Source organism: Kribbella sp. NBC_00709 (genome assembly GCF_036226565.1).
Classification (GTDB): domain Bacteria; phylum Actinomycetota; class Actinomycetes; order Propionibacteriales; family Kribbellaceae; genus Kribbella.
In genome coordinates this window covers 8,838,549-8,863,461 of the sequence record NZ_CP108996.1, presented here as the reverse complement: position 1 = coordinate 8,863,461, position 24,913 = coordinate 8,838,549, and the positions used below count along the sequence as shown (strand labels likewise).

The window sequence follows — 24,913 nt, the reverse complement described above, 5'->3', positions numbered from 1 at the left end:
CTTATGAGACTCCTTCTCGTTCTGAGTTCTGTGCGGCTGCTTCGTCCGCATAGATTCCGGCGTTCCGGCAGTCGTGCACGATGGTTGCCGGCCACAACGGGTCGTAGCGGTCGGCCTGGCTGATCCGGTCGAAGGCGTCCGCCTTGTTCGATCCCCAGAGCAGCATCACCGCGGAGTGCGAGAGCTCCGCGAGTTCCGCAGTACCGATGGTGACGCCGTACGCCGGAACGTCTGCGGGGGACTGCAGATTCGGGAACGTGGACATGTTGTCGCGGCGGGTCGACTCGGGCAGCTCGACGACGCGTGTGGGCGCGTCCCGCGGCGTACCGGGTCCGTTGAGGGCGACGTGGCCGTCACCTTGACCGCTGGCCAGTAGGAAGAGATCGATGCCACCTCGGTCGAGGATCTCGTCCTTGAAGGCTTCGGGATCGTTGGGGTCCGGGGTGAGGAGACTGGTCGGACCAAGGCCGAGGGGGCCCAACAGGTTCCGCTGGGCCCAGCCGATGCAACTGTGGGGTGTGCGCGGGTCCAGTAGCTCCCAGCGCCCGGCTCGCCTCGTGACGTATTCGTCCATCATCACGATCTGAAGGCCGTCCAGGCGGGCTCCGGATTTGCGTAGTGCAGTTGCCACCGGAGTGGCGCTGCGGCCAGCGGGAAAGCCGATGATGGCCCTGCCGGTTGTCAGTTGCTCCAGAATCCGTTGGGCTACGGCCTCGCCGAGTTGGGCGGCGTCGGGCATCACGGTGATTGGCGTTGTCACGTCACTCCTTGACCGCGCCGGCCATGACGCCGCTGATGAATTCGCGCTGGAAGAACAGGTAGAGAGCCACGACCGGCAGCGAAACGATCAGCGAACCGGCCGCCATCAGATTGACCTGCAGCACATGGCGCCCCTGGAAGGCGCCCAGGGCAACGGTCGCGGTCTGCTTGTCCGGATCTCCCAAGAAAATCAGGGACAGGAAGAAATCGTTCCAGGTCCACATGAACGAAAGCAGGACCAGGGTGAGTACTGCGGGACGCGCCATCGGGACGAGAATGCGCCACAAGACGCTCCACACCCCGGCACCGTCGACGGCGGCGGAATCCATCACCGAGCGGGGGAGCGCTCTGAAGGTCGCCCGCATCCAGTACGTACCGAAGGGCACGCCCATTCCGAGTTGGATGATGACCAGTCCCAGCCAGGAGTTGGTCAGTCCGATGCTCTGGAACTCGTAGTACAGCGGGATGACGATCACTTCGGTCGAGACCATCATTCCCAGCAGGATGACCGGGAAGAGGAAGCGTTCGCCGACCACGCCGAGGATGCCGAACGCGTACCCGGAAAGGATTGCGAGCACGGTCTGTCCGAGTACTGCGGACACCGTGATGACCAGCGACGCGTACATCGAGTGCGCGAGGTTCCCGTCGTGCCAGGCCGCCGTGAAGTTGCTCCAGGCAATGTTGGAGAAATCCAGCGCTCCGGACGTGTTGGGGCTGAGCGAGGTCAGGACGAACCACGCGACCGGAAACAGCACTCCGACCGTCAGCGCGATGACGATGACGTAGTTCGAGACGCGTTCGAATCTGGAGATCATCGGTCTTTGTTCTCCATGATCCGCGTGATACCGACCGCGATCCCGAGACACAGGACGGCCAGTACGACGCCGGTCGCGGACGCCCTGCCGACGTCAGGGTTGACGAATGCCAACTGGTAAAGGAGAAGCGCCGGCGTCGTCGTCGCCGTACCGGGGCCGCCTTGGGTGGTGATGTAGACCATGTCGAAGGTCCTGAGCGCACCGGTGATGGTCAGGGTGAGCGCGATCGCCATTTGGCCGCGCAGGCTCGGCAGCGTGATCAGCCAGAACTCCTGCCACCGCGACGAGCCGTCCAATCGTGCAGCCTCGTACAGCTCGTCCGGAATGGCGAGAATCCCGGCGAGGAACAGCACCATGGTGAAACCGAAGCCGCCCCAGACGCCGATCATGCCGAGCGACGGTAGCGCCCAGGTGAAGTCACCGAGCCAGTTACGAGTGAGCTGGCCCAGCCCGACCGCGCGCAACAAGCCGTTCAACGGGCCGTCCGGCGCGTAGATGCGTTTCCAGATGATGGCGACCACGACACTCGTCAACACCTGCGGGAGAAAGAGGAACCATCGGTAGATGCCTTCGCCGCGGATCTTCGCGCGGCTCAGCAGGGCCGCACTGATCAGTCCGAGTGCGAGCGGGATCAGGCCGAACATCACAATCAGTACGAGGACGTGGCCGAACGCGGCGTACATCCGTGGATCGCGGCCGAATTCGAGGTAGTTGCGCAGTCCGACCCAGGTCGGTTCGCTGACGCCGTCCCATTTGTAGAACGAGTAGTTGACCGTTTGCAGCAGCGGCACGAGCACGATCGCGCCGTACAGCAGGAGTGCGGGGGAGAGGAAGAGCAGGCCGATCCAGCGTCGTTTGCGGGCTTGCCGCGAGACGGTTCGCGTTCTCGCTTTCGTGCGCCCGATCGCCAGAACGCTCATCGTCCAGCCTGGAACTTGTCGTAGTCGGCCTGAACCGCCTTCACCAGTGCATCCGGCGCGCTCCGGCCGGCCAGCAACAATTGGACCTGACCGCCGAGGGTGTCGAGCATCGAGGGCGTCGACCAGTCGAAGTACGGGACGTATCCGTTGTCCTTGTCGAGCGACCGCTGCCCCGCGATCTCGGTGCCGAACTCCGGGTTGTCCGCCGGCGCCTTGACGTCGTTGAGCAGCGGGAGCAGGCCGTTCTCGACGACGTACTGCGCGGTTTGCGGGCCGGCGAGGAAATCGAGGAACGACGCGGCGACGTCCGGATGCGCGCATTTCGATCCGAGTGCGACGGCGGTCGAAGCGCCCGTACCGACGACCTTTCCGCCGGTGGCCTGGGGGAGTTGCAGGTAGCCGTACTCCTGCTTCTGATTGCCCTTGAACGCCAGCGTTCCCGTGTACTCGAACCGGAACGCGGATTTGCCCTTGAGGAATGCGTCGATCGCGTCGGCGTACTGGATGCCGGCATGGTTCGGCGTCAGCCACCCCTTGTCCTGGTACGACTTGAGCCGCTCGGCCGCTTCGGTCATCCCGATGTCGGCGGCCTTCACCTCACCGGTCGAGTAGACGAAGTCGTTGATCTTCTTCTGATCGCCGAAAAGGTCCTGCAGAGCAAGAAGAATCGCAGTCGACGAACCCTTGTCCTGCGACCCGTAGCCGATCGGAATCACGCCCGCGGCCTTGGCCTTCGCGCACGCGTCCTCGAAGGACGCGAGGTCCGTCGGCACGTCGGCACCGGCCTTTTCGAGAAGTGTCTTGTTGTAGTACAGCCCGATCAGCGACGAACTGGCGACGGGCGTCGCGAACAGGGACCCGGTGCCCATTTGCGTGCCGTCAGACGTGAACTGGGTCTGCCGCAGGATCGTGCTCGGGAACTTGTCCCAGCCGAACGCCTTCGAGTACCCGTCGAGGTTGAGCACCAGGCCCGCCTTGGACAACGTGCCCAGCGACTGCCAGCCGTTGTTGACCGTGATGATGTCCGGCGGGTTCTTCTCCTTCAACCGCAGATTGGCCGTCTGGGTCAACTGACCCCAGTCGACGGACGTGCGCTTGATGGTCACATTCGGGTACTTCGCCTGGAACCCCTTCACCGCGCTGGCCACCCAGCTCGCGACGTCACCGCCCCAGAAGTCCAGCATGGTCAGCGTCACCGCGCCGGCCTTGGCGACGTCGATCGACTTGGCGGGTGTGGCCGGGGCGCTGCTCGCTTTGGTGCCCTGCGGCGCGCATCCAGCCAGCGTGAACAGTCCGAGCGCGGCCCCCGACTTCAACACGTTCCGCCTGCTGACCATCGTGACTCCTTCGTCCAGTGACTTCCCGCCACCTTACGACGCTGAAACCAGTTATGCCAGTGTGAACCAGTTTGGGATAGCGCCTGGCTTGGCTCGTGAAACTGGTATAGTGAGCGCCGTGACAGAGCCCGCCGTTGAGCGCGTCAAGAAACGGATCCGCGAGGGGATCGTCCGCGGGAAGTACCCGAGCGGAAGCCGCCTGCCGAGCGAGCGGCAGTTCGCGCTGGAGACCGGACTCAGCCGGATGACCGTCCGCGCCGGCTTCCAGGCCGCCTCCGACGACGGCCTCATCGCCCCGTCACCCCAACGCGGCTGGTACGTCCGAGACCTTGTACTGCGCGAGCCCCCGAGCCGGCTCCAGTCCTTCACCGAGATGGCCCACGAACTCGGCTTCCGCCCCAGCTCCGAAATCCTCGACCACCGCGAACGCCCCGCCACCCTCGACGAGGCCCACCGCCTCCACCTCGCCCCCACCGCCCCCGTAACAGCCATCCGCCGCCTCAGAGGCATGGACGGCCGCCCGGTAACCGTCGAAGACCTCGTCATCCCCGTCGCCGTCGCCCCCTGGCTCGCCGACACCGACCTGACCGACGCGTCCCTCTACGAACTCTTCTCCACCCACGGCCTCGAGTTCGCCTACTCCCGCTACACAGTCCAAGCCCAAAACGCCACCGAAACCCTCGCCGCCCTCCTCAACCTCCCCGCCGCCGCCGCCATCCTGGTAGCCACCGAAATCGCCTACACCCAAGACACCACCCCCCTCCTATCCGGCACCAACCACTACAGAGGCGACGCCTACCAATTCACCGCCGACCTAACCCGCTAAGCGGGACGTCTGCTGGGGGAGGAAGTCGGCCCTCGCGGTGCTACGGGCGCCTCCTCCGTCGCCGTGCTCCGCGCCGCCCCACCCACCCCCGGCTCATCGCCGTTGTGTCCGGCTCCCGCCGGCAACCGCGGGCTACCGCCCTCACCGACCGCCCCGCGCCGGAATGAGCAAACGGTCCGCGGAGCCGCGCGCCAGCCTCGAGCGTCCCTTCCAAGCGGCCGAGTACACGGGCCCGTCGCGCAGCGAGGACCTATGCGACGACCGATGATGCCTGGAAGACCTCTGTGGGCATGGGATGGGTTAGTTGCCAGGTGATGGCTATGGGGCGGCTGCCGGTGTGGGTGGTGTAGGTGGCTGGGCCTAAGAAGAGGTAGGGGGCGGTGCCTAGGTCGGTGAGCTTGTGTTGGCGGGCGAAGATCAGGATGTTGGTGTCTAGGTCGCGGTGGTTGAGGTAGCGCTGGCCTGTGGGGGAGTCGACGGATGTGTTGCTCTGGGACTCCCAATGGAAGAGCGTCGGGCTGATTGCGTAGTCCCGGTACATCGTTGTGGGGGAGTAATCCGCTTCGGACTTCGTCAGGGTGACGAGAAACGCGTCGGCGTTCCGTTCTTGGGCGTAGACGACTCCGGATTGGAACGTGCTAGGGCGTCGCTGGAGGTTGGCGTAGTCGAGCGCGGCCAGGATTTCCTCGCGTTGATATTGGGCATGCACTCGGAGCGGGAGGTCGTTGAGTCGGCCGCCGAGTCGGAGGGTGCGGTGGCGGGCATGGTCCATCGCGAACTCAGTCACCTCGAGCAGTTCGTCGCGTAGTGCATGCTCTTGGCGGAGTGCGTTGAGCCCATCGGCGTACGACGAGAAGCCGCCACCGTTGGGCCAGAGCGAGAAGAACAGCATGCGGGCGTAGGCACGCTGGGTCGGCGCGAGTTCGTCGTACGATGGGCCGTCGTCCTGGAAGAGACGCCGATAGGTTTGCGCCCGCTCGGGGTCGTCCACGTGGGCGAGAGCGCGCACGCGTCGCAGGAGACCTGATTCGTGGGCAGAACCCTGACGAGTAGGTAGTCCGGCGTCACGTCGTAGAGCGGTCCAGCTCCGGCCGGTTCGCAGTACGTCGCTGAGGTCGGCACCCGACTCCTCGAGGAAGGTCGGCAGGGTCTGCTCGCCCTGTGTCTTGAGCTCCTTGACCATGTCTTGCCAGCGTCCGGTGACTTGGCCTCGGAGATTGGAGAGGACCACTTCCTGTGCGACTTTGTCGAGGACGATCTCACACCCGGATGGTAGGAGCGGGAAGCCCTGCTCAACCTGTCGCTCTAAGCCTCGGCGGGTGTTGCCGGTGAGAGCCCGGAAGCGTAGGTCGAAACGGAACTCTTTGCGTTGGTGGCCGACAAAGTCGAGTGCTGTAAGGACGGGTTTGCCGTCCGCCTGACGCAGGCCGCGGCCCAGTTGCTGGAGGAAGACCGTCGGACTCTCGGTCGGACGGAGGAAGAGCACGGTGTTGACCTCGGGAAGGTCGAGTCCTTCATTGAAGAGGTCTGCGGCGAAGAGCGCGTTGACGCGGTGGTCCTTCAAGTCGCGAAGAGCCTGGTCGCGCTCCCGGCTGGGAGTCAGTCCGGAGACAGACCGTGCTGGGATGCCGGCATCGTTGAAGACCTTGGCCATGTAGTCGGCGTGAGCGATCGAAACGCAGAAGCCGAGCGCTCTCATCGACGTCACGTCGGAGAGCTTGTCCCGGACTTCGCGCAGGACAATCGCTGCGCGGCTGTCGTTGCCGGTGTAGAGCTTCTCTAGCTCGCGTTCGTCGTATCGGCCGCGTTTCCATTGCAGATCTGTCAGCTGAGTGCCGTCGGCGATGCCGAAGTAGTGGAACGGACAGAGAAGGTCGGCTGACAGAGCCTCCCAGAGTCGCAGCTCGACTGCTGTTCTGCCGCCGAAGTAGCTCAGCAGGTCGAAGCCGTCGGTGCGTTCCGGTGTCGCGGTCAGACCGAGCAGTTCGCGTGGCTGGAGGTGGTTGAGAAGGCGTTGATACGTAGGTGCAGCCGCGTGGTGGAACTCATCGACAACGAGGATCTCGAAGGCGTCTGCTGGCATCGTTTTGACGTCGTACGCATGGAGGGCCTGCACTGATGCGAATACGTGTCGCCACCGCTCGGGACGCGTACCCGAGTGGTATTCCTCCCCGAAGGTGGCGTCGGCCAGAACCTCGCGGTACGTGCGGAGTGATTGCTGGAGGATCTCTCGTCGATGGGCGACGAACAGGAGCGACGGCGCAGCCTCACCACGCTGAAGAGCGGCGTCGCGCAGCCGTCGGTAGTCGAGCGCGGCGATGACCGTTTTGCCTGTACCGGTCGCTGCTACGACGAGGTTGCGATGTCTGTCATGGACTTCGCGTTCGACCTCGATCTCCTCGAGCATCTCGGCCTGATACGGCCGCGGACGTACTTCGAGGCCGGCGAGTGAGACCGTGACGCGATCCGAAGTCTTGCGGTTGCCCGCTTCTGCCAACGCATCGTCGAGGCGGTCACGGTCCCGGGCTGGATCGTAGGACTCGAAGGTCGAGTCATTCCAATAGGTGTCGAAGGTCGCGCCGAACTTCTTCAGCAGACCCGGCGTGGCGATCCGCGAGAGCCGCACATTCCATTCGACGCCATCGAGCAGAGCGGCTCGCGAGAGATTTGACGATCCGACATACGCCGTGTCGAAGCTAGTGTTCCGTCGGAATAGCCAGGCCTTCGCGTGCAGACGGGTGCGCAGTACGTCGTACTGGATCTTCACCTCGGCGCCGAAGTCGTTGACGAGCCGGTCGAGGGCCGCCCGATCAGTTGCGCCGAGGTACGTCGTCGTGATGACGCGGAACGGGGCGTCACGAAGTCGCAGGCGCCGCAGTTCGGGCTCGAGCAGGCGGAGGCCGTACCACTTCACGAATGCGCAGATGAGGTCGACCTCATCGGAGGTGTCGATCTCGGCGCGCAGCTCCGGCCCCAAGGACGGTTCACCGTGCGAGTTGGTCAGCAGTGCCGCGTCGGACAACGGAGTACTTGGACGCGTATCGCCGTACGTGGTGGTGCCGGGTCGAGTGGGCGGACGTACGGCGTGCAGTTGGCGAACCGCGCCGTCGGGCAGCCCGTCGGCGTTCTGCGCCAAACGCAGGAGCAGGTCGTTGACAAGCGCAACCCGCTTCCCTTGATCACGAGTACTGCCAAGCACCCGCAGTACGGCGTCACTCACATGCCGGGCCAGGACCTCAGGCTGATCAGCCTCGTCGACATCATGAAGGACAGCAACCTGTCCGCCCGCCTCACCAGCCACGATCGCCTCAAGCAACCCATTCGTGACCAGCGCGTCGTATATCCCCGACTCCATCCAGCAATCACCCCTTCAAGAGGAGCTTGCCAGAAGCCACCGACAGCCACCGGTGTTGGTTCGACTGCACCGAGCGTGTCTTGCCTACGAGGATCCGTTCAGTCGATGTCGTGTTTGTTGATTTGCTTCTCAGACGTCCCAGATTCTCCGACACGCTTTGGATCAGGCGATATCGGCTGGTTGTTGCCTAGCGATCTCTTCGGCCCTCGATGGCCTGCGGCTAGCTGGTGCCGCTTCCTCAACTCGTCGGCGCTGCTGCCTGTGCGACGCTCGGGCAGTGACGGCTCGACACTGCTTCAGGCGAGGTTTCCGAGTTCGTTGATCGTGTCGATTGTGGCGGTGATCAAGGCGATCAGCTCCGATTGTTGATCGACTACCGATCGCGAGTTGAAGGTTGCCGCCACCATTGGCTTCGCCTTAGCGGGCACTCCACCTGGCAGGCGGAGTGCCTTCTCGGCGTACTGCTCGATGTGGTGCTTGACGGACGGTCTGGTTGCCAGACTTCCTGAGTCGTAACCGAGGGTCAGGTCGGAGAGGCCGGACCAGTTGTTGGTGTCGGACGGGAAGATCCAGCCGATCGACAGCGGCTCGGCTCGGTCCGGTGTGGCCATTCGGATCGAGGTACCCCGGGTCCCCCAACTGAATGTCAGACCACTCACACGGCAAGCGTCGAAGATCCGCTGGAGAGCTTGGCGGTACTCAGCATCGGCGATGGTGTCCAGGAACCGGGCCTCGTCGATCCGCGCGGCCGGATCCGTCTTGGGGCCTTCAGGTCGCGCGATCATTTGCCCGCCGTATGCGCTGAAGGTCTGCGCGTCGGGGCCGTCGGGAGATGATCGATACCTGATCATCTCGACGAGGTAGAACTTGCCACGCTTCATCGACTGGTTCAGGTACCGGACGGTGTTCTCCATCGACTGGGTGAAGCGCTGGGCCACGCCGACGAAGTGGAAGTCGCCGGTCGTGAGTACTTCGCTCAGGCGGGTCTGGAACTGGTCGATCTCCGATTCCTGCATGGTTGGCCAGATCGCGCGTCTCGCATCGTCGAGTGAGCGTGCGCCGCTCATCAGAGGATCGGTGCAGTACTGGCTGGTGAGATAGCGGCGTACGACGGTGTTGTCGAACTCGTCGAGGGATTGCCTCCACAGATCGCTGCCGTAGTCGACGAGCTGGGCGAGTACATGGCGAAAGTCGGGATTCTGTGGACCGGTCTTGAACTCCACTAGGAGAAGGTCGCCACTTCTTGTAAGGCCGACGAGGTCGATCCGACCGGACGCGAGGCTCACCTCCTGGCCGACCACCAACAACGGGCCGTCGAGGTCCATGTCTTCGATCGGCAACAAGCCTGGCGACCGCCGAAAGCGGTCATGGAGGTGCTGCTCGTCTGGTGCTACTACCTCCTCGAGAACGACCTCGGTGCCGTCTTCTCGAAGTACGACGAACTTCCGCCCCATTCTTCCTCCCCCGCAGATCTGCTCCTCAGACGCTATCGCCTCGCGGGACGAGGCGGCAGTTGTTGGCCACCCGAGTAGTCAGGCGGCTGAGGCGGATGTCTACAGCTCTCGACTGCATGGCTTGTCGATCCTCCGTTGAGCGAGCCGTCCAGGGGACGGTCGCGGCATGACGGCGCCGTGGGCGGGGGCGACGTTGGAGGCGGCGGCTAGGGCCTTGCGGAGGTCGGGTGGGAGGGGAAGGCGGGGTGGGCCGGTTGGTTCGGCGGCGCCTCGTTGGAAGGTGGGGCGGTGGTTGGGTAGGTGGACGAGTTCGGGGACGCGTTGTCCGACTTCGCGGCCGAGGCGGGCGCCGGCGATTTGGAACGGGAGATCTGAACTGCGTGGCGCGAAGCAGACAGCCTCCCGGTAGGGCGGACCGCCGTCGTCGGCTTCGAATTCGCGGTAGATCAGGCGATGTGACGGGCCGAGGTCATGGCCGTGACGCGACTCCGGGACGACCGGCACTTTCAGCTCGGCGCAGTCGCGGAGGTCGTAATGAGAGGCCGAGTAGCCGAGCCGCTTGCCGGCGTACTCGTCCTCACGTCCCTCGGCCAACGCTTTGAGGCCGAGCTTCAGGGCACGGAACTCACGATCGCGAAGGCTGCCTGGTTGTGAGGCGGCGGCGTGTTCCAGCATCGCGAGCTCCCGCCGAAGTTTCGGCCGGACGAGGAGCCGAAACTGCGCGGTCATTTCTTCGGCGGGAGGTCGGAATCGTCGATCGGCCCTTCGAGGTCCCAGCCGATCTCACCAGCGACGTCTTCGAGCGGGACAGACGGGCCGTCATCGGCGAGGGACGCGCGCGCGGTGTCGTAGATGTGATCGAACTCTTGGGTGTCGGCTGAGAGTACGGCGAGGCGTTGCCAGAGGTCCCACGATATGAAGACGCCTTCGGGCTGGCCGGCGTCTCCGACGATGAAGGGACCGGGCTCACCCGAGCGGAAGCGTTCGAGCATCCGCGGAAGATGCTCGGCGGCCGCGGACGGGCCGATCACCCAGATCCGCTCACCGCTGCCGAGAATGTGCGGTGTTTCGTCGGAGTTCATCGAGATCCTTCCGGTGGCTGGGACATCCTCAACAGGATAGGAAGTTGAGGACTGGCGAGGCTGGAGTTATCCACAGGGTGCTCCTTCGGCTTGTCCTCGGACTCGTCGACTGGCCGGGCGCCTTCGAGGCCGTCTTCGTCGAGGACCCGCATGCAAAGGGATCGCCAGAGGTCGAAGGGGATTATGACGGCTTCGGGGTGGTGGGTGTCGCCGAAGATTAGGGGGTCTTGGTAGTGGAGGCGGAAGCGTTCGAGCATGTGGGGGAGGAGTTCGGCGGCGGTTGAGGTTTTCGTTACCCAGATGGGGTCTTGGTCGGGAGGCATCGGGGTCCTTTCGTGGGTGGGGCGGTTTGGTCAGAATAGGGAGGGAACGGTGGGTGGCGGGGAAGTTATCCACAGGGGGCCTTGGGCAACGACGGGAGTGGTGGATGGGTGAGGGGCGTTGGGTTGAGGTTCGGGTGGTGCCGGGGGATGGGGTGGAGGAGAAGCGGTGTGTGAAGGCTGTTCAGCAGTTGCGGAAGGAGCTGGCTGAGGAGGGGTTGCCGACGCAGGAGGTCGAGCCGGTCGGGTTGGCTCAGGATGATGGGTCCATTGCGATCGCGGTGGCGTTGGTGGGGGCGGGTGGGGCGGTGCCGACGTTGGTCGCCGTACTGCGGGACTGGATTCAGCGGCGGAAGAGTCCGGGGAAGATCGTGGTGACGTTGGGGGAGGACTCGATCGAGCTGGAGCGGCCGACGTTCGGCGAGCGGGCGGAGTTGCTCGAGGCGTTCTTGAAGAGGCACAACTAGTCACACGTTTGAACGCCTGACCAGGCGTTGTTCGGTGGCGGGCGTGGGCGTAGCGTCGGCAGTGGGATTCTGGCGACGCGGCCGGCGGGGGGCTGGTGTGGCGCGCGCTGATGGGCGTGTGCCGCAGGTGTTGCGCGGGGGGAAGACGCGCGACCTGTCGTGGGGAGACTGCCCGGTGCGAGGGGCGGACCGGGATGGGGATCTCCGAGGGGGAACACGATGAGGTCTTCGTGGGAGCACCGGCGTCTGGGCCGGTGCAGAATTCGGGATCGGCTCGCTCACCGGACTCTTCGTTGTGGTCAAGGCGCGGATCGATGGCGGTACGGCGCTCGGTTGCACCGGACCTGGTGGCAGCCGCACGACAGCGCTTGAGGCGGACCCGGCGAAGGAAGCTCTGCCCGACGTCCCTCCAGAAGGGCGGAGCCCAAAGGAGCCCGGGGTGCGCGAGCACCCCGGGCTCCCTGCTGTGCGACGGGGCCGCGCAGTGCAGGTGTGCGGCTACTTACCGTTGCGGGATCGCTCCGGGCGCGGGATCATGGGCGCGATCCTGGGAGGGGTGGGGCGTGGGGGTTTGGGTGGACGTCGTGTTGCTGGATGACGATCCGGAATGGGCGGATCGGGGGATCAGGCAGTTGCGGCGGGAGCTGAACGAGTTCGAGACCTGGGCCGTGCCCACGACCGCGCCGGAAGGCAGCAAGGGGGATGCGGCCGCGATCGGGCAGGTTGCCATCGCGCTGGGCGGTGCCGGCGGGATGGTCTCGATCCTGGTGACCATCTTGAAGGATTGGCTGGTACGGCGGAGCTCGCACCAGCGCGTGAAGCTGACGATCGGCGCGGACTCGCTCGAGATCGACTCGGCGTCGATCGAGGAGAAGGAACAGCTGATCGAGGCGTTCCTGCGCAAGCACGAAGCGAGCTGAGTCGTGGGGCGTCGCCGCGCGTTGCTGGTGGCCACGTACGAGTACGAGGACGCCGGCCTGCGCCAGCTCAACACACCGGCGCAGGACGCGGAGGCCCTGGCCGACGTGCTCGAGGATCCAGCGATTGCCGGGTTCGAGGTGCAGATGCTGATCAACGAGCCGACGAGTCGCGTGGGCGAGGCGATCGACGAGTTCTACGCGACGGCCGAGCGTGACGATCTGACGCTGTTGTACTTCAGCGGCCACGGGTTGAAGGACGACAACGGCCGCTTGTACCTGGCGATGAAGAACACCCGACGTGAGCGGCTCCGGTTCAGCGCGCTGCCGGCGCACATGATCGACGAGGCCGTCGCGGAGAGTTCTGCGCGGCAGAAGATCCTGATCCTGGATTGCTGCTACGGCGGTGCGTACGCCGTCCAGCAGCTCGCGAAGGCGGATTCGGCTGTCCACACGAAGACCGAGCTCGGTGGTCGTGGGCGGATCGTGCTGACGGCAACGGACTCCACGCAGTACGCGTTCGAAGGCAGTCAGATCCACGGCGAGGCAGCGCAGTCGGTGTTCACCCGCCACGTGGTCGAGGGTCTGCGCAGTGGCGCGGCCGATCTCGATGCGGACGGCGACATCACCGCCGATGAGCTGTACCGATACGTGTACGACGCGGTGGTCGCCGAGCAGCCGAGCCAGCGGCCCAAGCAGTTCGCGGACGTCGAGGGCCGGACCGTCATCGCGGCCAACGTCGGGTGGACGCTGCCGGAGCGGATCACCGCGAACCTGGGCAGTCAGCTACAGCCGCTTCGGGAGGCAGGTCTCCAGGAGCTCGGACAGTTGCTCCAGGCAAGTAACGAGCACGTCCGCGAGACGGCGAAAGCCAAGCTGGAAGAGCTCACGAACGACGACAGCAGGACGATCTCCACCACTGCACAGGCGTACCTCGACGCCCCGCCGCCGCAGACCAGGCCGCAGCCGGTCGCATCACCTCAGGTACGACGGCGGGCCGCGGCCGGACCGACGTTCGGCGGCGCCCCCCGGGCGACGGTACGGCGGTGGCGTGACCGCGTGCGTCTGCCGACGGTCGACTGGGCGGTGTTCCTGTTGACGGTAGCGGCCGCGGGGCTGGCGGTTGCGGCCGCGGTGCTGGACGCTACGTGGTACTCCGTCGCTGTTGCTTCTGTCCTGGTCGTAGCGGTCGTCGCGCAGTTGAGGCTTCGCGAGGCAGGGGCCGCCTTCGTTGCGGGCCTGTCGGTGCCGGGTCTTGTGAGTGCTCTGCTGCTGACCAGTTGGCTCACGCATCTGATCCCGGTCGGACTTCAACGCCTTCCCGGATACCTCGATGCGGCCGCACATGGCACCTGGCTGGCGGCGGGTGTCGTCAGCTTCATCAAATGGCGCCCTGGACGGCCGCGCCCAGAGCTCCGCCTCGTGCTCTTGGGCGCCGCCGCCGCGATCCTCATCCTGGTGATGGTGGTCGACGCCTACCGCGGTGGGCCGCACCTCTTCAAGCCGGACCTCCTCGACCGCCTGAGCCCGGTCGTGCTCGGCATCCTCGGCGCCGAGCTGGCGCTGGCCTGTCCGCTGCTCAACCTCGGACGGCCGTTCCTGGCCGGCTGGGTGGTTGGCGGATTCGTCGTCTGGATCGGCCTCGTCCACCCTGCGGCAGGGTTCAGCTCACTGCTGCTGGTGTTGTTCGCCGTCTGGTTGCTGCTCGGCATCGTCGGTGTCATCAGACCGGCCGCGGCCAACCTGCCGACAGGACGCTGGTTCATGGCGGCAACGTTGCTCGCGCCCGCCGTACTCGGTGGTGTCGCGGTCGCCGTCGTACCGCCCGCAGCTCGAGCGCCGATCGCGATCGGCCTGGCGGTCAGTCCCGACAGCCAGTTCCTGTACGCCGCCGACATCGGCAACGAACGAATCATCAAGCTGAGTACGACGACTCGCAAGCAGATCGGCGACGCGCTCCGGGTCGGAGTCCAGCCCAGCCGACTCGACCTTTCGCCGGACGGAAAGACGTTGTACGTCGCGAACTCGGGCTCCGGCACGATCTCGGTGATCGACGTCGCCGCGTGGAAGGTGGTCGGCCAGCCGATCGCCGTCGCGCCCGAGCCCACCGAGTTGACGTTGAGTGTTGCCGCCCACCGCCTCTACGTGCTCAGCAAGAAGAGTCAGACGATCACCGAGGTCAACACCGAGACGATGCAGACGGTCGGCGGTCCGCTGGCCAGCGGAGCGAACCCGGCGGACATCGCCGTCGACGACAAGGGTAAGCGGCTCTACATTGCGGGTGGCGACTCGGACACGGTCGCGGTGATCGACACGTTGACGCGGCAACCCGCGCGGAGCCCGATCCCGGTGGAGTCCAAGCTCCGTGATCTCACTCCGGGTGCGGACGGAGCGTTGTACGCGCTCGGCAGTTCGTCGTACGCGGTCATCAACACGAACGTCGAGACGACGCGGCCGACGCCCCAGCCGTTGCCAGACGGGTCGAGGATCGCGGCTTCGGACGGCAAGAGGCTCTACATCCTCGGGACCGAAGGCGCCAACGACGTCGTCCGGATCGTTGATCTGAGCAAGCATCAGGTCGTCGAATCACTCACCGACGACCTAGGGGCGACCGTCGAGCTGGCCGTCAGTCAGGACGGCCAGCGGATGTACGTCAGCAACTTCTTCCAGGACGGGATCCTCGTGCTGGACACCGTCGGGCCGAAGGTGATCGACAAGATCGAGCTGAAGAGCTGAGAAGGCCGGCCCGCGGTCTGCGGGCCGGCCTTCGACGATCACAGGTTGCCGAAGAACTTCCGGAGGTCGGCGGTGACGTCGTCCGGGCGTTCGAGGGAGGCGTAGTGGCCGCCTTCCTTGAAGTTGGACCAGTGGACGATGTTGGTGTTGTCGCGGTCGGCCAGCGGGCGGATCGTCTTGAAGTCGTCGGCGAAGACGGCGACGCCGGTCGGGGCGTGGTTGAGCTGCGGCTCGACGCCGGCGTGGGCCTCCTCGTAGTGGTAGCGGCCGGCGGCGGCCGAGCTGTTGGTGAACCAGTACAGCGAGACCTCGGTCAGGATCTGGTCGCGGCTGACCAGGCTGGTGCCGTTGCCGAAGCTGTTGAAGAGTTCGTTCCAGGCGAGTTGGCCGACGGGCGAGTCGGAGACGCCGACGGCAACGGTCTGCGGGCGGGTCGAGTTGATCGCGTTGTACCCGCCGACCGACTGGAACCACTTCAGGTGCTCCAGCGCCGCGTAGTCCTCCGGCGTGAACTTCTCGAACTCGGCCGGTTCGCCGGACGGGAACGAGAACAGCTGCAGCACGTGCAGCCCGAGGAAGCCGTCAGGATTGAGTACGCCGAGCTCCCGCGAGATCATCGCGCCGCCGTCGGACCCGTGCGCGCCGTACGAGTCGTACCCGAGCCGCCGCATCAGCTTGTCGTACGTCCGCGCCACCCGGGCCATCGTCCAGCCCCGGTCGATCAGCGGCGTACTGAAGGCGAAGCCCGGCATCGAGGGCACCACCACGGAGAAGGCGTCGGCGTCCGATCCGCCGTACGACGCGGGGTCGGTCAGCGGGCCGATCATGTCGAGGAAGTCGACGAACGAGCCCGGGTAGGTGTGCAGCAGGAGCAGCGGCGTCGCGCCCTCGACCGCGGACGGCACGTGGATGAAGTGGACGGTCTGGCCGTCGATCTCGGTGAGGTAGTGCGGGAAGGAGTTCATCCGCGCCTCCTGCTCACGCCAGTCGAACCCGTCCTGCCAGTGGTCGACCATCTCGCGGAGGTAGTGGTTCGGGGTGCCGAGGTCCCAGTCGTCGCCGGGAGCCGGCTCGGGCAGCCGCGTCCGGGCGAGGCGGGCCTGCAGGTCGTCCAGGTCGGCCTGGTCGATCGTGACGGTGAAGGACCGGATGCTCTCGTTTGTGCTCATGGGTTTACCGTAGAATCCGTATAGGAACATTAGATTCCTAATTGGGAGACTGATTTTGCTCGAGACTTCGCAACGCCTCCTCAGCCTGCTCGCCCTGCTGCAGACCCGGCCGGCCTGGACCGGGACCGAGCTCGCGGAGCGGCTCGAGGTGACGACGCGGACGATCCGCAACGACATCGACCGGCTCCGCGAGCTCGGGTACCCGGTGGACGCGACCCGCGGCCCGTCCGGCCACTACCAACTCGGCGTCGGCGCGAAGCTCCCGCCGCTGCTGCTCGACGACGAGGAGGCCGTCGCCGTCGCGGTCGGGCTGCGGACCGGCGCCGGCGTGATGGGGATGGCGGAGAGCAGTGCGCGGGCGCTGACGAAACTCGAGCAGGTCCTCCCGCACCGCCTCCAGCGCCAGGTCAACGCGATCCACCGGGCGATGGAGAAGGGCCCCGACAACACCGGGTCGAACGTGGCCGATCCCGAGATCGATCCCGGCGTACTCGCGACGATCGCGGCCTGCATCCGCGACGAGCACTACCTCCGCTTCGAGTACGCCGTCGCGGCGGGCAGCCCGATGCGTGGCGCGGGATCAGGCGTCGTACAGGACCTGCCGATCCTGGTCGAGCCGTACCGCCTGGTCAGCTGGCAGCGCTACTGGTACCTCGTCGCGCGGGACGAGAGCGGCACGTGGCGTACGTACCGGGTCGACTGGATGTCGTTGCGGATGGCAACGGGTCGGCGCTACCAGGCCCGCCCGATGCCGGGCGACGACTACACCGACTTCGTACTCCGCGATGTCGCGTCGACCGGCTGGAAGGTGCACGCCCGGATCACGGTGTTCGCGCCGGCGCAGGAAGTCCTGTCCCGCATCCACGCCGCCGTCGGCATCGTCGAGTCCGTCGACGAGAACACCTGCGTCCTCGTCACCGGCGCCGACTCCCTCGAAATCGTCGCCGTCTACATCGGCATGCTCGGCCTCGACTTCCACATCGACGGCCCACCCGACCTCATCACCCACCTGAAAACGGTCGGCAACCGCTACCTCAACGCGATCCGCTGAGGTGTACCGAAGAACGGGTAGTGGTCGGGGGATCGGCGGTCAGGCGGGACGCGGCAGGCGGGGGAGATGGGAGACGGAGGCACCACTACCCGTCCTTCGGTACGTCATTGGTTGCCCAGGCCCGCGTTTCTGGCCTGGATTATGGCGGTGGCTCGGTCGGCTATGCCTAGTTTGGTGAAGATGGTGGTGACGTTGTTGGCCACGGTCTTGGAGGCGAGGGTGAGGCGGTCGGCGATGGCTGGGTTGGAGAGGCCGGCGGCGATCAGGTCGAGGATCTGGCGTTCCCGGGTGGTGAGTTCGGGGAACGGGTCGGCGGCGGGTGGTGGGGCGGAGAAGAAGGTGAGGACGCGACGGGCGACGCCGGGGCCGAAGATGGCTTCGCCGGCGGCGACGGCGCGGATGGCTCGGGCTATTTCTTCTTGTTCGGCACCTTTGACCAGGTAGCCGCGGGCGCCGGCGCGCATGGCGGCGAAGACCGAGTCGTCGTCCTCGAACATGGTGAGGACGAGTACGGCGGTGTCCGGTGCGGAGCGAGCCAGTTCGCGGGTGGCGGCGAAACCGTCGAGGTCGGGCATCTGGAGGTCGAGTACGGCGACCTGCGGGCGGGACGTGATGACCTCGCGGACAGCCTCGCGGCCTGTCGAGGCGACGCCGACGACGTCAATGCCCGGCAGTGAAGTCAGGAGCGCTGCCAGCCCGGCCCGGACGACGGGATGGTCGTCGGCCAGGACGACGCGGATGGTGTCGGGCAGGTCGCCTGCGGTCATCGCGCCTCCAGTTCGGCGGTCAGGGGGAAGCGGGCGCGGACAAGACCACCCTGCGGTGTGGGGCCGGCTTCGAACTTGCCGCCGAGCTCGGCTGCGCGTTCGCGCATTGCCTGCAGGCCGACGCCGGGACGCCATGCGCCGTTCGGTGGGCCGTCGTCGGTCACCTCGATCTCGAGGTCGCTGCCGCAGCGGAGCGCGAGTACTGCGGAGGTCGCGCGCGAGTGCCGTACGACGTTGGTGAGCGCCTCGGTCGCGATGCGGTACGCGGCGACCTCGAGCGCGGCCGGCAAGGTCGGCAGCCCGTTGGCCGAGACCGCGACCTGGATGGCCGAGCCGTCGGCACGGAACGACATCTGGTCGGCGCGCTGCCGCAACGCTCCGACGAGGCCGAGTTCGTCCAACGCTGGCGGGCGAAGGTCGTCGACGAGTCGGCGGATGTCGCCGATGGCGGTCCGGGTGTCAGCGCGCAACCTGGAGAGAAGGTCTATCGCCTGGTTGGTATCTGTGCTGATGAGGTTCGCTGCCGCGTCGGCCGAGAAGGCGATGCCGGTAAGCGTTGGCCCGAGGCCGTCGTGGAGGTCGCGGCGGAGACGGCGGCGTTCCTCTTCGCGGGCGGAGATGAGCTTTTCCCGCGACGACTGCAGCTCAGCGGACAACCGCGTCGCGTGCACAGCAACAGCCAGCGGTACGGCGACCAGCCCGAGCACGCTGCGGTCCGCCGACGACAATCCGGACTCGCCCGACCGCACCCCGACGTCGAGCGATCCGACAACCTCGCCGCCGTACGAAAGCTCGAGCGGTACGACGGCACCCGGCGTACCGTCCATCGCGATCACCTGACCGTCGACCGTCAACGCGGCGTACGGGAGACGCAGCGCGGACCGGATCGCGGCGACAACACCTGGAAGCCCAGCGGACAGCTGCTCGCCGACCCGCGACGCGACTCGCGCCGGGTCGTGCCGATCGCCGTACAGCGCCCGGTCGACAAGGTGTTGCAGACGAGGAAGGACGGGCGCGATGATCAGCGCGACGAAGACCGTGACCGCCGCGGACCGCCCGACCTGGGACGCGATCAGCGAGTCGAGCAGCGCGACCAGGACGGCATAGATGCTGACGGCAACCAAGGACAGCAACGCCCAGGTCAGTGCGCGAGAGATCACGAGCCGGATGTCGAGCAGCTGGTAGCGCACGATCGCCACCGCCACCGCGATCGGGATCAGCGGAATCGCCAGCAGCACAAGGATCGGCGTCCCCGCGATGAAGGCCCAGGGCGTGACGAACAGGATCGCGATCACCGATGCCAGCAGCAACCACAGGAGTTGCCGCCGGCCCGTTTCGTCGGCGCGGCGGTACCTGATCGTCAGGCAGACGACGGCGAGCAGGATCGCGACCAGGTTGCGAAGCTCGGTCAAGGCCCACAGCGGCCCGAGGGCGTCGTACGACGGGATCTCCAGGTAGCCCCGCGGGAGATCGGAGGCGATCGGGTCTCCGCTGCCAACCATCTCCAGGACGAACAGTGGCGCGGTCGCGATGACGCCGACGGCCGCCCAGCGCCAGCGTGGCGAGAGCAGGTGGCCGGTCGGGAAGAGCAGCAGCGCCAGCGGCAGGAACAGACCGATCGACCACGGCCACGCAGCGGACGAGATGGTGACGAAGACACGTTGCGCGGACATCGATCCGCCCCGGTCGGCGAGGAACTCCGCGATCGCGCCCGCCAGTGGCGTCGTCGCGTGGCCGATCCCGTCCGCGAGGAACAGCCAGCCGATCGGGTTGGACGGCCGGTGCCACGCGATGACTGCGCCGCACAGGCCGAACGTCAGCGCCATCAGACCGTTGGTCACCATGAACGAGTCGACCAGCTCGTGCCAGCCCCAGCCGATCGCGAGGAGGTAGCCGACGGCGACCGCGACCTCCGCAACCACGAAGCCGGCGAGCAGGCCGGCGAGGCCCCGTCGGCCCGCTGCGGTGGTGGTCATACCCGAAGTGTGCGCCCAAAGGGTTCCCGGCGTCTCGGGATCGCGTTCCCGGTCCGGGCGGGGAACCGCCTGGACACCAGGGAGCGCATGCCCAGGCCCGACCACTGCCGGCCGAGCGACGGTTGGGCAGTCGGAATCGCTTCACAAGGGGGTAAGGGAAATGAAGAAGTTCGGGTTGGTTGTACTCGGGCTACTCGCGGTAGTGGATCTGTTCACGCCGCTCATGACGGACGGGGACCACCCGCCGATGAGCATCGCCATCGGCAGTTCGGCGCTGGGGCTGCTGAGCCTGGTGCTGGTGGGCCTCGCATGGTGGGGCAAGCGGTGGCCGCTGGTCCCGTTGCTCACGCTGCGGATCGCGTCGGCGCTGCTGTCGGTCCCGGCGTTCTTCGTCTCCGACGTTCCCGCCGCCGCCGTGATCGCGGCCGGCGTCGGCGTCGGCGCGACGATCGTCGGCGTACTGGCGGTCCTGCTGCCGTCGCGTGAACTGGCAGGTGCACGATGAACCAGAAAGTGACCCAGAAAATGACCCAGACAGTGACACCTACGACGCACGCGGACATCCGGCCGCTCTGGCGATGGACGGCTGCGTTGATCCTGCCGATCGGCCCGGCAGCCATCGCGTTGCTGCGGTACTTCCTGCCGTACAACACGACGGACGACGTACCGACCATCGTCGACAAGATCGTCGGCGATCTCGGCCGTAGTTCGTTGGTGCTGTGGTTCGGCTACATCGGGTTCCTGACGCTGGTGCCCGCGGTGTACTTCGTCGGCCGCCTGACTCGTCGCAGTACACCCTGGCTGACCGCGGTCGCCCTGTTCCTGCTCATCCCGGGGTACTTGTCGTTGCCGTGGACCGCCTCGAGCGACGTGTTCACCTGGTCCGCGGGTACGGCGGGACTCGACCCGGCGTCGATCGCGAAGGCGGCCGACATCACGCACGGTTCGATGAACGTGGCCGGCTTCGTGTTCGTGATCGGTCACGTCTTCGGCACGATCCTGCTGGGCCTCGCGATGTGGCGCTCCCACGTCGGGCCGCGCTGGGGCGCCATCGCGGTGATCGTCTCGCAGCCGATCCACTTCGTTGCCGCGATCATCCTCGGCAGTCACACGCTCGACCTGATCGGCTGGGGTCTGCAGGCCGCCGGATTCGCCGCGGTGGGGTGGGCGATCATCCGGATGCGGGACGACGAGTGGCAACCGCTGCCCTGACGATGTACGCCGTCAGCGCGGTCAAACCCCGTGCTGTTTGAGGAAGGTCACCGTCCGCGCCATCGACGTCGGCCAGGCCGGGCCGAACGCGTGTTCCTCACCGGGATAGGTGGAGAGCGTCGCGTTCTTCCCGGCCGTCTTCAGTGCGGCCAGGCTGTCGCGGGACCAGGCGATCGGGCAGGTCGAGTCGGATTCGCCGTGATGGATCAGCACCGGTTCGGTGACGCGGTCGAAGAAGTTCACCGCTGACAGATTCCGCCAGAACGACGGGTTGCGTGACGGTTCGCCGTACCGGCGCAGGAGTTGGGTGGCGAGCGGGCGATCCGGTCGGGTCCAGCGGTTGAAGTTGTCGACCGCGTCCGAGCTCACCGGCGCGAACACAACGGCTGCCTTCACCAGCCCGGGCTGCGCGACGAGCGTGTTGTACGTGACCCCGCCGCCCATCGAACGGCCGAGCATCCCGATCCGCGCGGGATCGACGTACTGCGAGGTCTTCAGCGCGAGGACCGCGTTGATGGCGTCCTCGGTGTAGCCGAGCCGGAGGTTCAGCTCGGAGCTCGCGTCCTTCGAGGACTGGGCGTGGTTGCGGTAGTCGGTGTGCAGGACGACGTACCCACGGCGCGCGAGGTAGTCCTGCTCGCGCATCAGCCCGCGGCCGTTCGTGTACACGGCCGGATCGATGTAGCCGTGGTTCAGGACGAGCGCCGGATGCGGTCCCGGTGTCGACGGGATGTTGATGATTCCCGAGATCCGCAACGTTCCGCTGCGATAGGACACGTGGTAGCGGGTGTACGCCGGGTTGCGGGCGAGGACCCGGTCCAGCTTCAAGTCCCCGCCGTTGTACTTCTTCGTCATCAACGCCTGCAGGGACAGCGGGTTGACCGGAGTGGGGACCGGCCGCACTGCAGACGGGGATGGCGCGGTGGGCAGAGGGGAGGTGGCGGTCGACGGCGGCGCAGGGGGTGCCGCGTCGTCGGTGGTACAGGCCATCGCGACCGTCGTCACGATCGCGACGACCCCCGCCCACGCCATCCGGCTCATACCGTCAAGTCTGCCGTCGCCTTCGGAGAAGTCTGCGAAAGTTCCGGCAACGATTGCGTCCGCCACTGCACGATCAGTACTGCGGACAGCACCATCGCGGCGCCGATCCATTGCGTGGCGCTCAGGTGTTCGCCGAACACCGCGGCCGCCGCGGCCACTGTCACCACCGGCTCGAAGATCGACAGGATCGAGGCGACCGACGGACCGACGCGCGCCATCCCGGCGAAGAACAGCAGGATCGCGGCGACCGTGCTGATCAACGCGACCGCCGCGAGCCACAGCCAACCGATGGGTGCGAAGTTCAGATCGGTGCCGCGGAAGAGCCCGAGGACAAGAAAGGTGCCGAAGGCCCCGGTACACACCAGTGCCGTCAACGCCAGCGGCGGTACGTCCGCAGTGAGCGAATCGCCCACCAGGATGTAGCCGGTGTAGACGATTGGTGCGCCTAGCGCCAAAAGCACGCCCAGCCAGTCGAACCGCCCGGCTAGCGCTCCGCTGAGCACCAGCCCGATCCCGATCACCGCGATCGCCAACGCCCACACGCGCCGGCGCGAGGCTCGCTCCCGCCGCAGCGCGATCGCCGCGACCATTACCAGGATCGGGTACAGGTACAGGATCAGCGCGACCAGCGACGCGTCCAGCCGGGCGAGCGCGGAGAAGTAGAGCCCGGACTGCGCGGCGTAGCCGAACACGCCCATGCCCAGCCCGGTCAGCACGGCCCGCCGCGGCAGGTTGCGCAGTGAACCACGGGCGAGCGCGACGATCAGTAGTAGTCCGCCGGACAGGCCGAAGCGGACCAGCAACAGTGCATCGACCGACACGCCCGCGTCGTACGCGAGCTTGCCGAACACGGCCATGACCCCGAAGGCGGCGGCGGAAAGAAGGCAGAAGAGGCGTCCCACGACATCGATGGTCCGACCAGTAGACCGTTCACGTCTATCGCGGCTTCACGGACAGCATCGTGAAGCTAAACTGAACGAATGATGGATCTGCACCGGCTGCGTCTGCTCCGCGAGGTCCACGGTCGCGGCACCGTTCACGGCGCCGCCCGAGCGCTCGGCTATTCGCCCAGCGCGATCTCGCAGCAGCTGGCCGTCCTGGAGCGCGAAGCCGGCACGCCGTTGCTCGAGCGGATCGGTCGCAACGTCAGACTCACCGCCGCGGGCCAGGTCCTGGTGCGGCACGCGGCGACCCTGCTGGACGGAGTCGAGGCGGCCGAGGCGGAGCTCGCCGCGGTCGCCGCTGGGCGGGTCGCCGGAGTCGTCCGGATCGCGGCGTTCCAGTCCGCCTTCATCCGCATCGTCGCGCCGGCCATCCGCAGCCTCGCCGCGGCCCATCCCGATATCCGCGTCGAAGCCGCCGAGCTCGAGGTCGAACAGGCTGCGCCCGCGCTCCGGTTGCAGCAGTTGGACGTGATGGTCGGCGACGAGTACGACGGCCAGCCGCGCGCCGTACACGCCGACCTCCGCCGCGAGCACCTGCTCCGCGAACACATCCGCGTCGTACTCCCGGAAGACCACCCCGAGGCCGCGGCCGACCGGGTCCCCATGGCTCATCTCGCCGAGTTGCCCTGGGCGGCCTGCCAGCCAGGCACCGGGCATCGCGAGATGCACGTCCGCGTCTGCCGGGAGCTCGGCGGGTTCGAGCCAGATCTCCGCTACAGCTCGGACGACTTCCTGATCCTGATCGAGCTCGTCCGTACGACGGGCGCCGGCGCACTGCTCCCGGATCTGGTCATCGGCGAAGGCGCGCCCGGTGTCGCCGTACGGTTGCCGGCCGAAGGAGCTGTCGGACGGACGGTCTTCCTGCTGACCCGCCGTACCCGAACGCCTGCGGTAGCTGCGGTTGCGGACGCGCTGACGGAGGCGGCTAGCCGAGCCATGCCAGACTTGTGAGCGTGTCCGTCGTCGGCTTGTACTCGCAGGCCGCGGCGCCCTGATAGCCCGCCGCCTTCAGCGCATCGAGCGTGGCGTCGATCGGCAGCGCTCCGGATCCGGGCTCGCCGCGGCCCGGGCTGTCGGCGAGCTGTACATGCGCAACGGGGACCGAGGCCGCCGTCGCCAGTAGGTCGACGCCGTTGCTGCCGAGATGGAACGTGTCGAACAGCAGCGACAGATTGTCGACGTCATCCAGTGCATCGAGCAGCCGCAGTACGTCGTCCGCGGTCAGCAGGGGATAGCGCCCGTTCAGGCCCTCCGTCAGCGGCTCGATCAACACCGTCCCACCCAGGGCGCCGACAGCCGCAGCGGCAGAACGGATCGCATCCGACGCCGTCTTCGCCTGTTCGTCCGGCGACCAGCGATCGTCGAGTTGCCCGTAGAGCAGGTTGAACAACCGGCAACCGGTCCGCTCGGCAATGCCGACCATGGCTGAAACGTTGGCCGCGAGTTGCTCCTGCCGATCCGGATGCGACGCGACCCCGCGCTCTCCGCCGGCGATGTCTCCGCCGTAGAAGTTCAACGCGCTCAGCGAGACACCGGCGGCCGAAACGGTCCGCACAAAGTCGTCGATCTCGGCGGCAGACGGATCGGGTACGGCGAACGGCCACCACGACTCCACGATCCGGAAACCGGCCTGGGCGGCCGCGGCGAACCGGACCGGGTACGGCAGCTCGGTGAACAGCATCGACACGTTCGCGCTCAGCTCGTGGCCGCGGTACTCCATGGCCCGGAGATTAACATCGGGTCTTGCCAGTCCTGCATTCTTGTC

General features: G+C 66.6%; 23 protein-coding genes. 8 read left to right on the top strand and 15 right to left on the bottom strand.

Annotated elements, in window-relative coordinates:
* Position 1 precedes the first annotated feature (1 nt).
* Genes OHA18_RS43055 through OHA18_RS43040 form a run of 4 tightly spaced genes read right to left on the bottom strand, consistent with a single transcriptional unit; the run spans position 2 to position 3,831 of the window.
* Positions 2–760 carry a 6-phosphogluconolactonase gene (locus OHA18_RS43055; protein WP_329001226.1) on the bottom strand — a complete coding sequence of 253 codons (759 nt, stop codon included), beginning with the start codon at positions 758–760 and terminating at the stop codon, positions 2–4.
* Position 761: 1 nt separating this feature from the next.
* The gene (locus tag OHA18_RS43050; RefSeq protein WP_329001225.1) at positions 762–1,574 is read right to left on the bottom strand and encodes a carbohydrate ABC transporter permease; all 813 of its coding nucleotides are present in this window, start codon (positions 1,572–1,574) and stop codon (positions 762–764) included.
* On the bottom strand, positions 1,571–2,494 hold the full coding sequence (locus tag OHA18_RS43045) for a carbohydrate ABC transporter permease (RefSeq protein ID WP_329001224.1): 924 nt from the start codon (positions 2,492–2,494) through the stop codon (positions 1,571–1,573). Before OHA18_RS43045 ends, OHA18_RS43050 begins: the two co-directional genes overlap by 4 nt.
* Positions 2,491–3,831 carry an ABC transporter substrate-binding protein gene (locus OHA18_RS43040; RefSeq protein ID WP_329001222.1) on the bottom strand — a complete coding sequence of 447 codons (1,341 nt, stop codon included), beginning with the start codon at positions 3,829–3,831 and terminating at the stop codon, positions 2,491–2,493. The genes OHA18_RS43045 and OHA18_RS43040 overlap by 4 nt, the downstream gene beginning before the upstream one ends.
* Before the next feature lie 118 nt (positions 3,832–3,949).
* Between OHA18_RS43040 and OHA18_RS43035 the strand changes: the two genes are divergently transcribed.
* Positions 3,950–4,657 carry a GntR family transcriptional regulator gene (locus tag OHA18_RS43035; protein ID WP_329001221.1) on the top strand — a complete coding sequence of 236 codons (708 nt, stop codon included), beginning with the start codon at positions 3,950–3,952 and terminating at the stop codon, positions 4,655–4,657.
* Positions 4,658–4,907: 250 nt separating this feature from the next.
* On the opposite strand, the gene OHA18_RS43030 is transcribed toward OHA18_RS43035, so the two are convergent.
* From OHA18_RS43030 to OHA18_RS43010, 5 genes are all read right to left on the bottom strand, one after another.
* On the bottom strand, positions 4,908–8,012 hold the full coding sequence (locus tag OHA18_RS43030) for a DUF3427 domain-containing protein (protein WP_329001219.1): 3,105 nt from the start codon (positions 8,010–8,012) through the stop codon (positions 4,908–4,910).
* A gap of 296 nt (positions 8,013–8,308) precedes the next feature.
* A complete protein-coding gene (locus OHA18_RS43025; RefSeq protein WP_329001218.1) occupies positions 8,309–9,466 on the bottom strand; it encodes a hypothetical protein in 1,158 nt (385 codons plus the stop codon).
* A 99-nt stretch (positions 9,467–9,565) separates the two neighbouring features.
* Positions 9,566–10,195, bottom strand: a complete 630-nt coding sequence (locus OHA18_RS43020; protein ID WP_329001217.1) for a hypothetical protein — start codon at positions 10,193–10,195, stop codon at positions 9,566–9,568.
* Positions 10,192–10,548: a hypothetical protein gene (locus OHA18_RS43015; RefSeq protein WP_329001216.1), complete on the bottom strand. Its 357-nt coding sequence runs from the start codon at positions 10,546–10,548 to the stop codon at positions 10,192–10,194. Before OHA18_RS43015 ends, OHA18_RS43020 begins: the two co-directional genes overlap by 4 nt.
* A complete protein-coding gene (locus tag OHA18_RS43010) occupies positions 10,545–10,871 on the bottom strand; it encodes a hypothetical protein (protein WP_329001215.1) in 327 nt (108 codons plus the stop codon). Before OHA18_RS43010 ends, OHA18_RS43015 begins: the two co-directional genes overlap by 4 nt.
* 170 nt (positions 10,872–11,041) lie before the next feature.
* Here OHA18_RS43010 and OHA18_RS43005 point away from each other — a divergent pair, with 170 nt between their 5' ends.
* The 3 genes from OHA18_RS43005 to OHA18_RS42995 all read left to right on the top strand — a co-directional run bounded on the left by OHA18_RS43005 (position 11,042) and on the right by OHA18_RS42995 (position 14,988).
* Positions 11,042–11,335, top strand: a complete 294-nt coding sequence (locus OHA18_RS43005) for an effector-associated constant component EACC1 (RefSeq protein ID WP_329001214.1) — start codon at positions 11,042–11,044, stop codon at positions 11,333–11,335.
* Between the two features lie 563 nt (positions 11,336–11,898).
* A complete protein-coding gene (locus OHA18_RS43000; protein ID WP_329001213.1) occupies positions 11,899–12,255 on the top strand; it encodes an effector-associated constant component EACC1 in 357 nt (118 codons plus the stop codon).
* A 3-nt stretch (positions 12,256–12,258) separates the two neighbouring features.
* Positions 12,259–14,988: a caspase, EACC1-associated type gene (locus OHA18_RS42995; protein ID WP_329001211.1), complete on the top strand. Its 2,730-nt coding sequence runs from the start codon at positions 12,259–12,261 to the stop codon at positions 14,986–14,988.
* A 38-nt stretch (positions 14,989–15,026) separates the two neighbouring features.
* On the opposite strand, the gene OHA18_RS42990 is transcribed toward OHA18_RS42995, so the two are convergent.
* Positions 15,027–16,157 (bottom strand): epoxide hydrolase family protein, encoded by a 1,131-nt coding sequence (locus OHA18_RS42990; RefSeq protein ID WP_329001210.1) that lies wholly within the window; start codon positions 16,155–16,157, stop codon positions 15,027–15,029.
* Positions 16,158–16,212: 55 nt separating this feature from the next.
* Here OHA18_RS42990 and OHA18_RS42985 point away from each other — a divergent pair, with 55 nt between their 5' ends.
* Positions 16,213–17,208, top strand: a complete 996-nt coding sequence (locus OHA18_RS42985) for a helix-turn-helix transcriptional regulator (protein WP_329001209.1) — start codon at positions 16,213–16,215, stop codon at positions 17,206–17,208.
* Between the two features lie 104 nt (positions 17,209–17,312).
* Here OHA18_RS42985 and OHA18_RS42980 read toward each other — a convergent pair whose 3' ends face one another.
* Together OHA18_RS42980 and OHA18_RS42975 are read right to left on the bottom strand one after the other, a co-directional pair.
* Positions 17,313–17,975: a response regulator transcription factor gene (locus OHA18_RS42980; protein ID WP_329001208.1), complete on the bottom strand. Its 663-nt coding sequence runs from the start codon at positions 17,973–17,975 to the stop codon at positions 17,313–17,315.
* Positions 17,972–19,951 carry a sensor histidine kinase gene (locus OHA18_RS42975; protein WP_329001207.1) on the bottom strand — a complete coding sequence of 660 codons (1,980 nt, stop codon included), beginning with the start codon at positions 19,949–19,951 and terminating at the stop codon, positions 17,972–17,974. Before OHA18_RS42975 ends, OHA18_RS42980 begins: the two co-directional genes overlap by 4 nt.
* Positions 19,952–20,111: 160 nt before the next feature.
* Here OHA18_RS42975 and OHA18_RS42970 point away from each other — a divergent pair, with 160 nt between their 5' ends.
* Complete coding sequence (locus tag OHA18_RS42970) at positions 20,112–20,456, top strand: hypothetical protein (RefSeq protein ID WP_329001206.1); 345 nt, start codon at positions 20,112–20,114, stop codon at positions 20,454–20,456.
* 20 nt (positions 20,457–20,476) lie between these two features.
* Positions 20,477–21,163, top strand: coding sequence for a hypothetical protein (locus OHA18_RS42965; protein WP_329001204.1), 687 nt, complete (start codon positions 20,477–20,479; stop codon positions 21,161–21,163).
* Between the two features lie 21 nt (positions 21,164–21,184).
* Here OHA18_RS42965 and OHA18_RS42960 read toward each other — a convergent pair whose 3' ends face one another.
* Together OHA18_RS42960 and OHA18_RS42955 are read right to left on the bottom strand one after the other, a co-directional pair.
* Positions 21,185–22,204 carry an alpha/beta hydrolase family protein gene (locus OHA18_RS42960; protein ID WP_329001203.1) on the bottom strand — a complete coding sequence of 340 codons (1,020 nt, stop codon included), beginning with the start codon at positions 22,202–22,204 and terminating at the stop codon, positions 21,185–21,187.
* Positions 22,201–23,106 carry a DMT family transporter gene (locus OHA18_RS42955; protein ID WP_329001202.1) on the bottom strand — a complete coding sequence of 302 codons (906 nt, stop codon included), beginning with the start codon at positions 23,104–23,106 and terminating at the stop codon, positions 22,201–22,203. Before OHA18_RS42955 ends, OHA18_RS42960 begins: the two co-directional genes overlap by 4 nt.
* 78 nt (positions 23,107–23,184) lie before the next feature.
* Between OHA18_RS42955 and OHA18_RS42950 the strand changes: the two genes are divergently transcribed.
* Positions 23,185–24,099 (top strand): LysR family transcriptional regulator, encoded by a 915-nt coding sequence (locus OHA18_RS42950; RefSeq protein ID WP_329001201.1) that lies wholly within the window; start codon positions 23,185–23,187, stop codon positions 24,097–24,099.
* Here the strand turns inward: OHA18_RS42950 and OHA18_RS42945 are convergent.
* Positions 24,074–24,868: a hydroxypyruvate isomerase family protein gene (locus OHA18_RS42945; protein WP_329001199.1), complete on the bottom strand. Its 795-nt coding sequence runs from the start codon at positions 24,866–24,868 to the stop codon at positions 24,074–24,076. The two genes, OHA18_RS42950 and OHA18_RS42945, sit on opposite strands and share 26 nt — an antisense overlap.
* Positions 24,869–24,913: the final 45 nt, after the last annotated feature.

Excerpts from the sequence above, each read along its gene's own strand:
- OHA18_RS43050 (WP_329001225.1), bottom strand. The coding sequence starts at position 1,574 with ATGATCTCCAGATTCGAACGCGTCTCGAACTACGTCATCGTCATCGCG.
- OHA18_RS43045 (WP_329001224.1), bottom strand. The coding sequence starts at position 2,494 with ATGAGCGTTCTGGCGATCGGGCGCACGAAAGCGAGAACGCGAACCGTC.
- OHA18_RS43040 (WP_329001222.1), bottom strand. The coding sequence starts at position 3,831 with ATGGTCAGCAGGCGGAACGTGTTGAAGTCGGGGGCCGCGCTCGGACTG.
- OHA18_RS43030 (WP_329001219.1), bottom strand. The coding sequence starts at position 8,012 with ATGGAGTCGGGGATATACGACGCGCTGGTCACGAATGGGTTGCTTGAG.
- OHA18_RS43025 (WP_329001218.1), bottom strand. The coding sequence starts at position 9,466 with ATGGGGCGGAAGTTCGTCGTACTTCGAGAAGACGGCACCGAGGTCGTT.
- OHA18_RS43020 (WP_329001217.1), bottom strand. The coding sequence starts at position 10,195 with ATGACCGCGCAGTTTCGGCTCCTCGTCCGGCCGAAACTTCGGCGGGAG.
- OHA18_RS43015 (WP_329001216.1), bottom strand. The coding sequence starts at position 10,548 with ATGAACTCCGACGAAACACCGCACATTCTCGGCAGCGGTGAGCGGATC.
- OHA18_RS43010 (WP_329001215.1), bottom strand. The coding sequence starts at position 10,871 with ATGCCTCCCGACCAAGACCCCATCTGGGTAACGAAAACCTCAACCGCC.
- OHA18_RS42990 (WP_329001210.1), bottom strand. The coding sequence starts at position 16,157 with ATGAGCACAAACGAGAGCATCCGGTCCTTCACCGTCACGATCGACCAG.
- OHA18_RS42980 (WP_329001208.1), bottom strand. The coding sequence starts at position 17,975 with ATGACCGCAGGCGACCTGCCCGACACCATCCGCGTCGTCCTGGCCGAC.
- OHA18_RS42975 (WP_329001207.1), bottom strand. The coding sequence starts at position 19,951 with ATGACCACCACCGCAGCGGGCCGACGGGGCCTCGCCGGCCTGCTCGCC.
- OHA18_RS42970 (WP_329001206.1), top strand. The coding sequence starts at position 20,112 with ATGAAGAAGTTCGGGTTGGTTGTACTCGGGCTACTCGCGGTAGTGGAT.
- OHA18_RS42965 (WP_329001204.1), top strand. The coding sequence starts at position 20,477 with ATGACCCAGACAGTGACACCTACGACGCACGCGGACATCCGGCCGCTC.
- OHA18_RS42960 (WP_329001203.1), bottom strand. The coding sequence starts at position 22,204 with ATGAGCCGGATGGCGTGGGCGGGGGTCGTCGCGATCGTGACGACGGTC.
- OHA18_RS42950 (WP_329001201.1), top strand. The coding sequence starts at position 23,185 with ATGATGGATCTGCACCGGCTGCGTCTGCTCCGCGAGGTCCACGGTCGC.
- OHA18_RS42945 (WP_329001199.1), bottom strand. The coding sequence starts at position 24,868 with ATGGAGTACCGCGGCCACGAGCTGAGCGCGAACGTGTCGATGCTGTTC.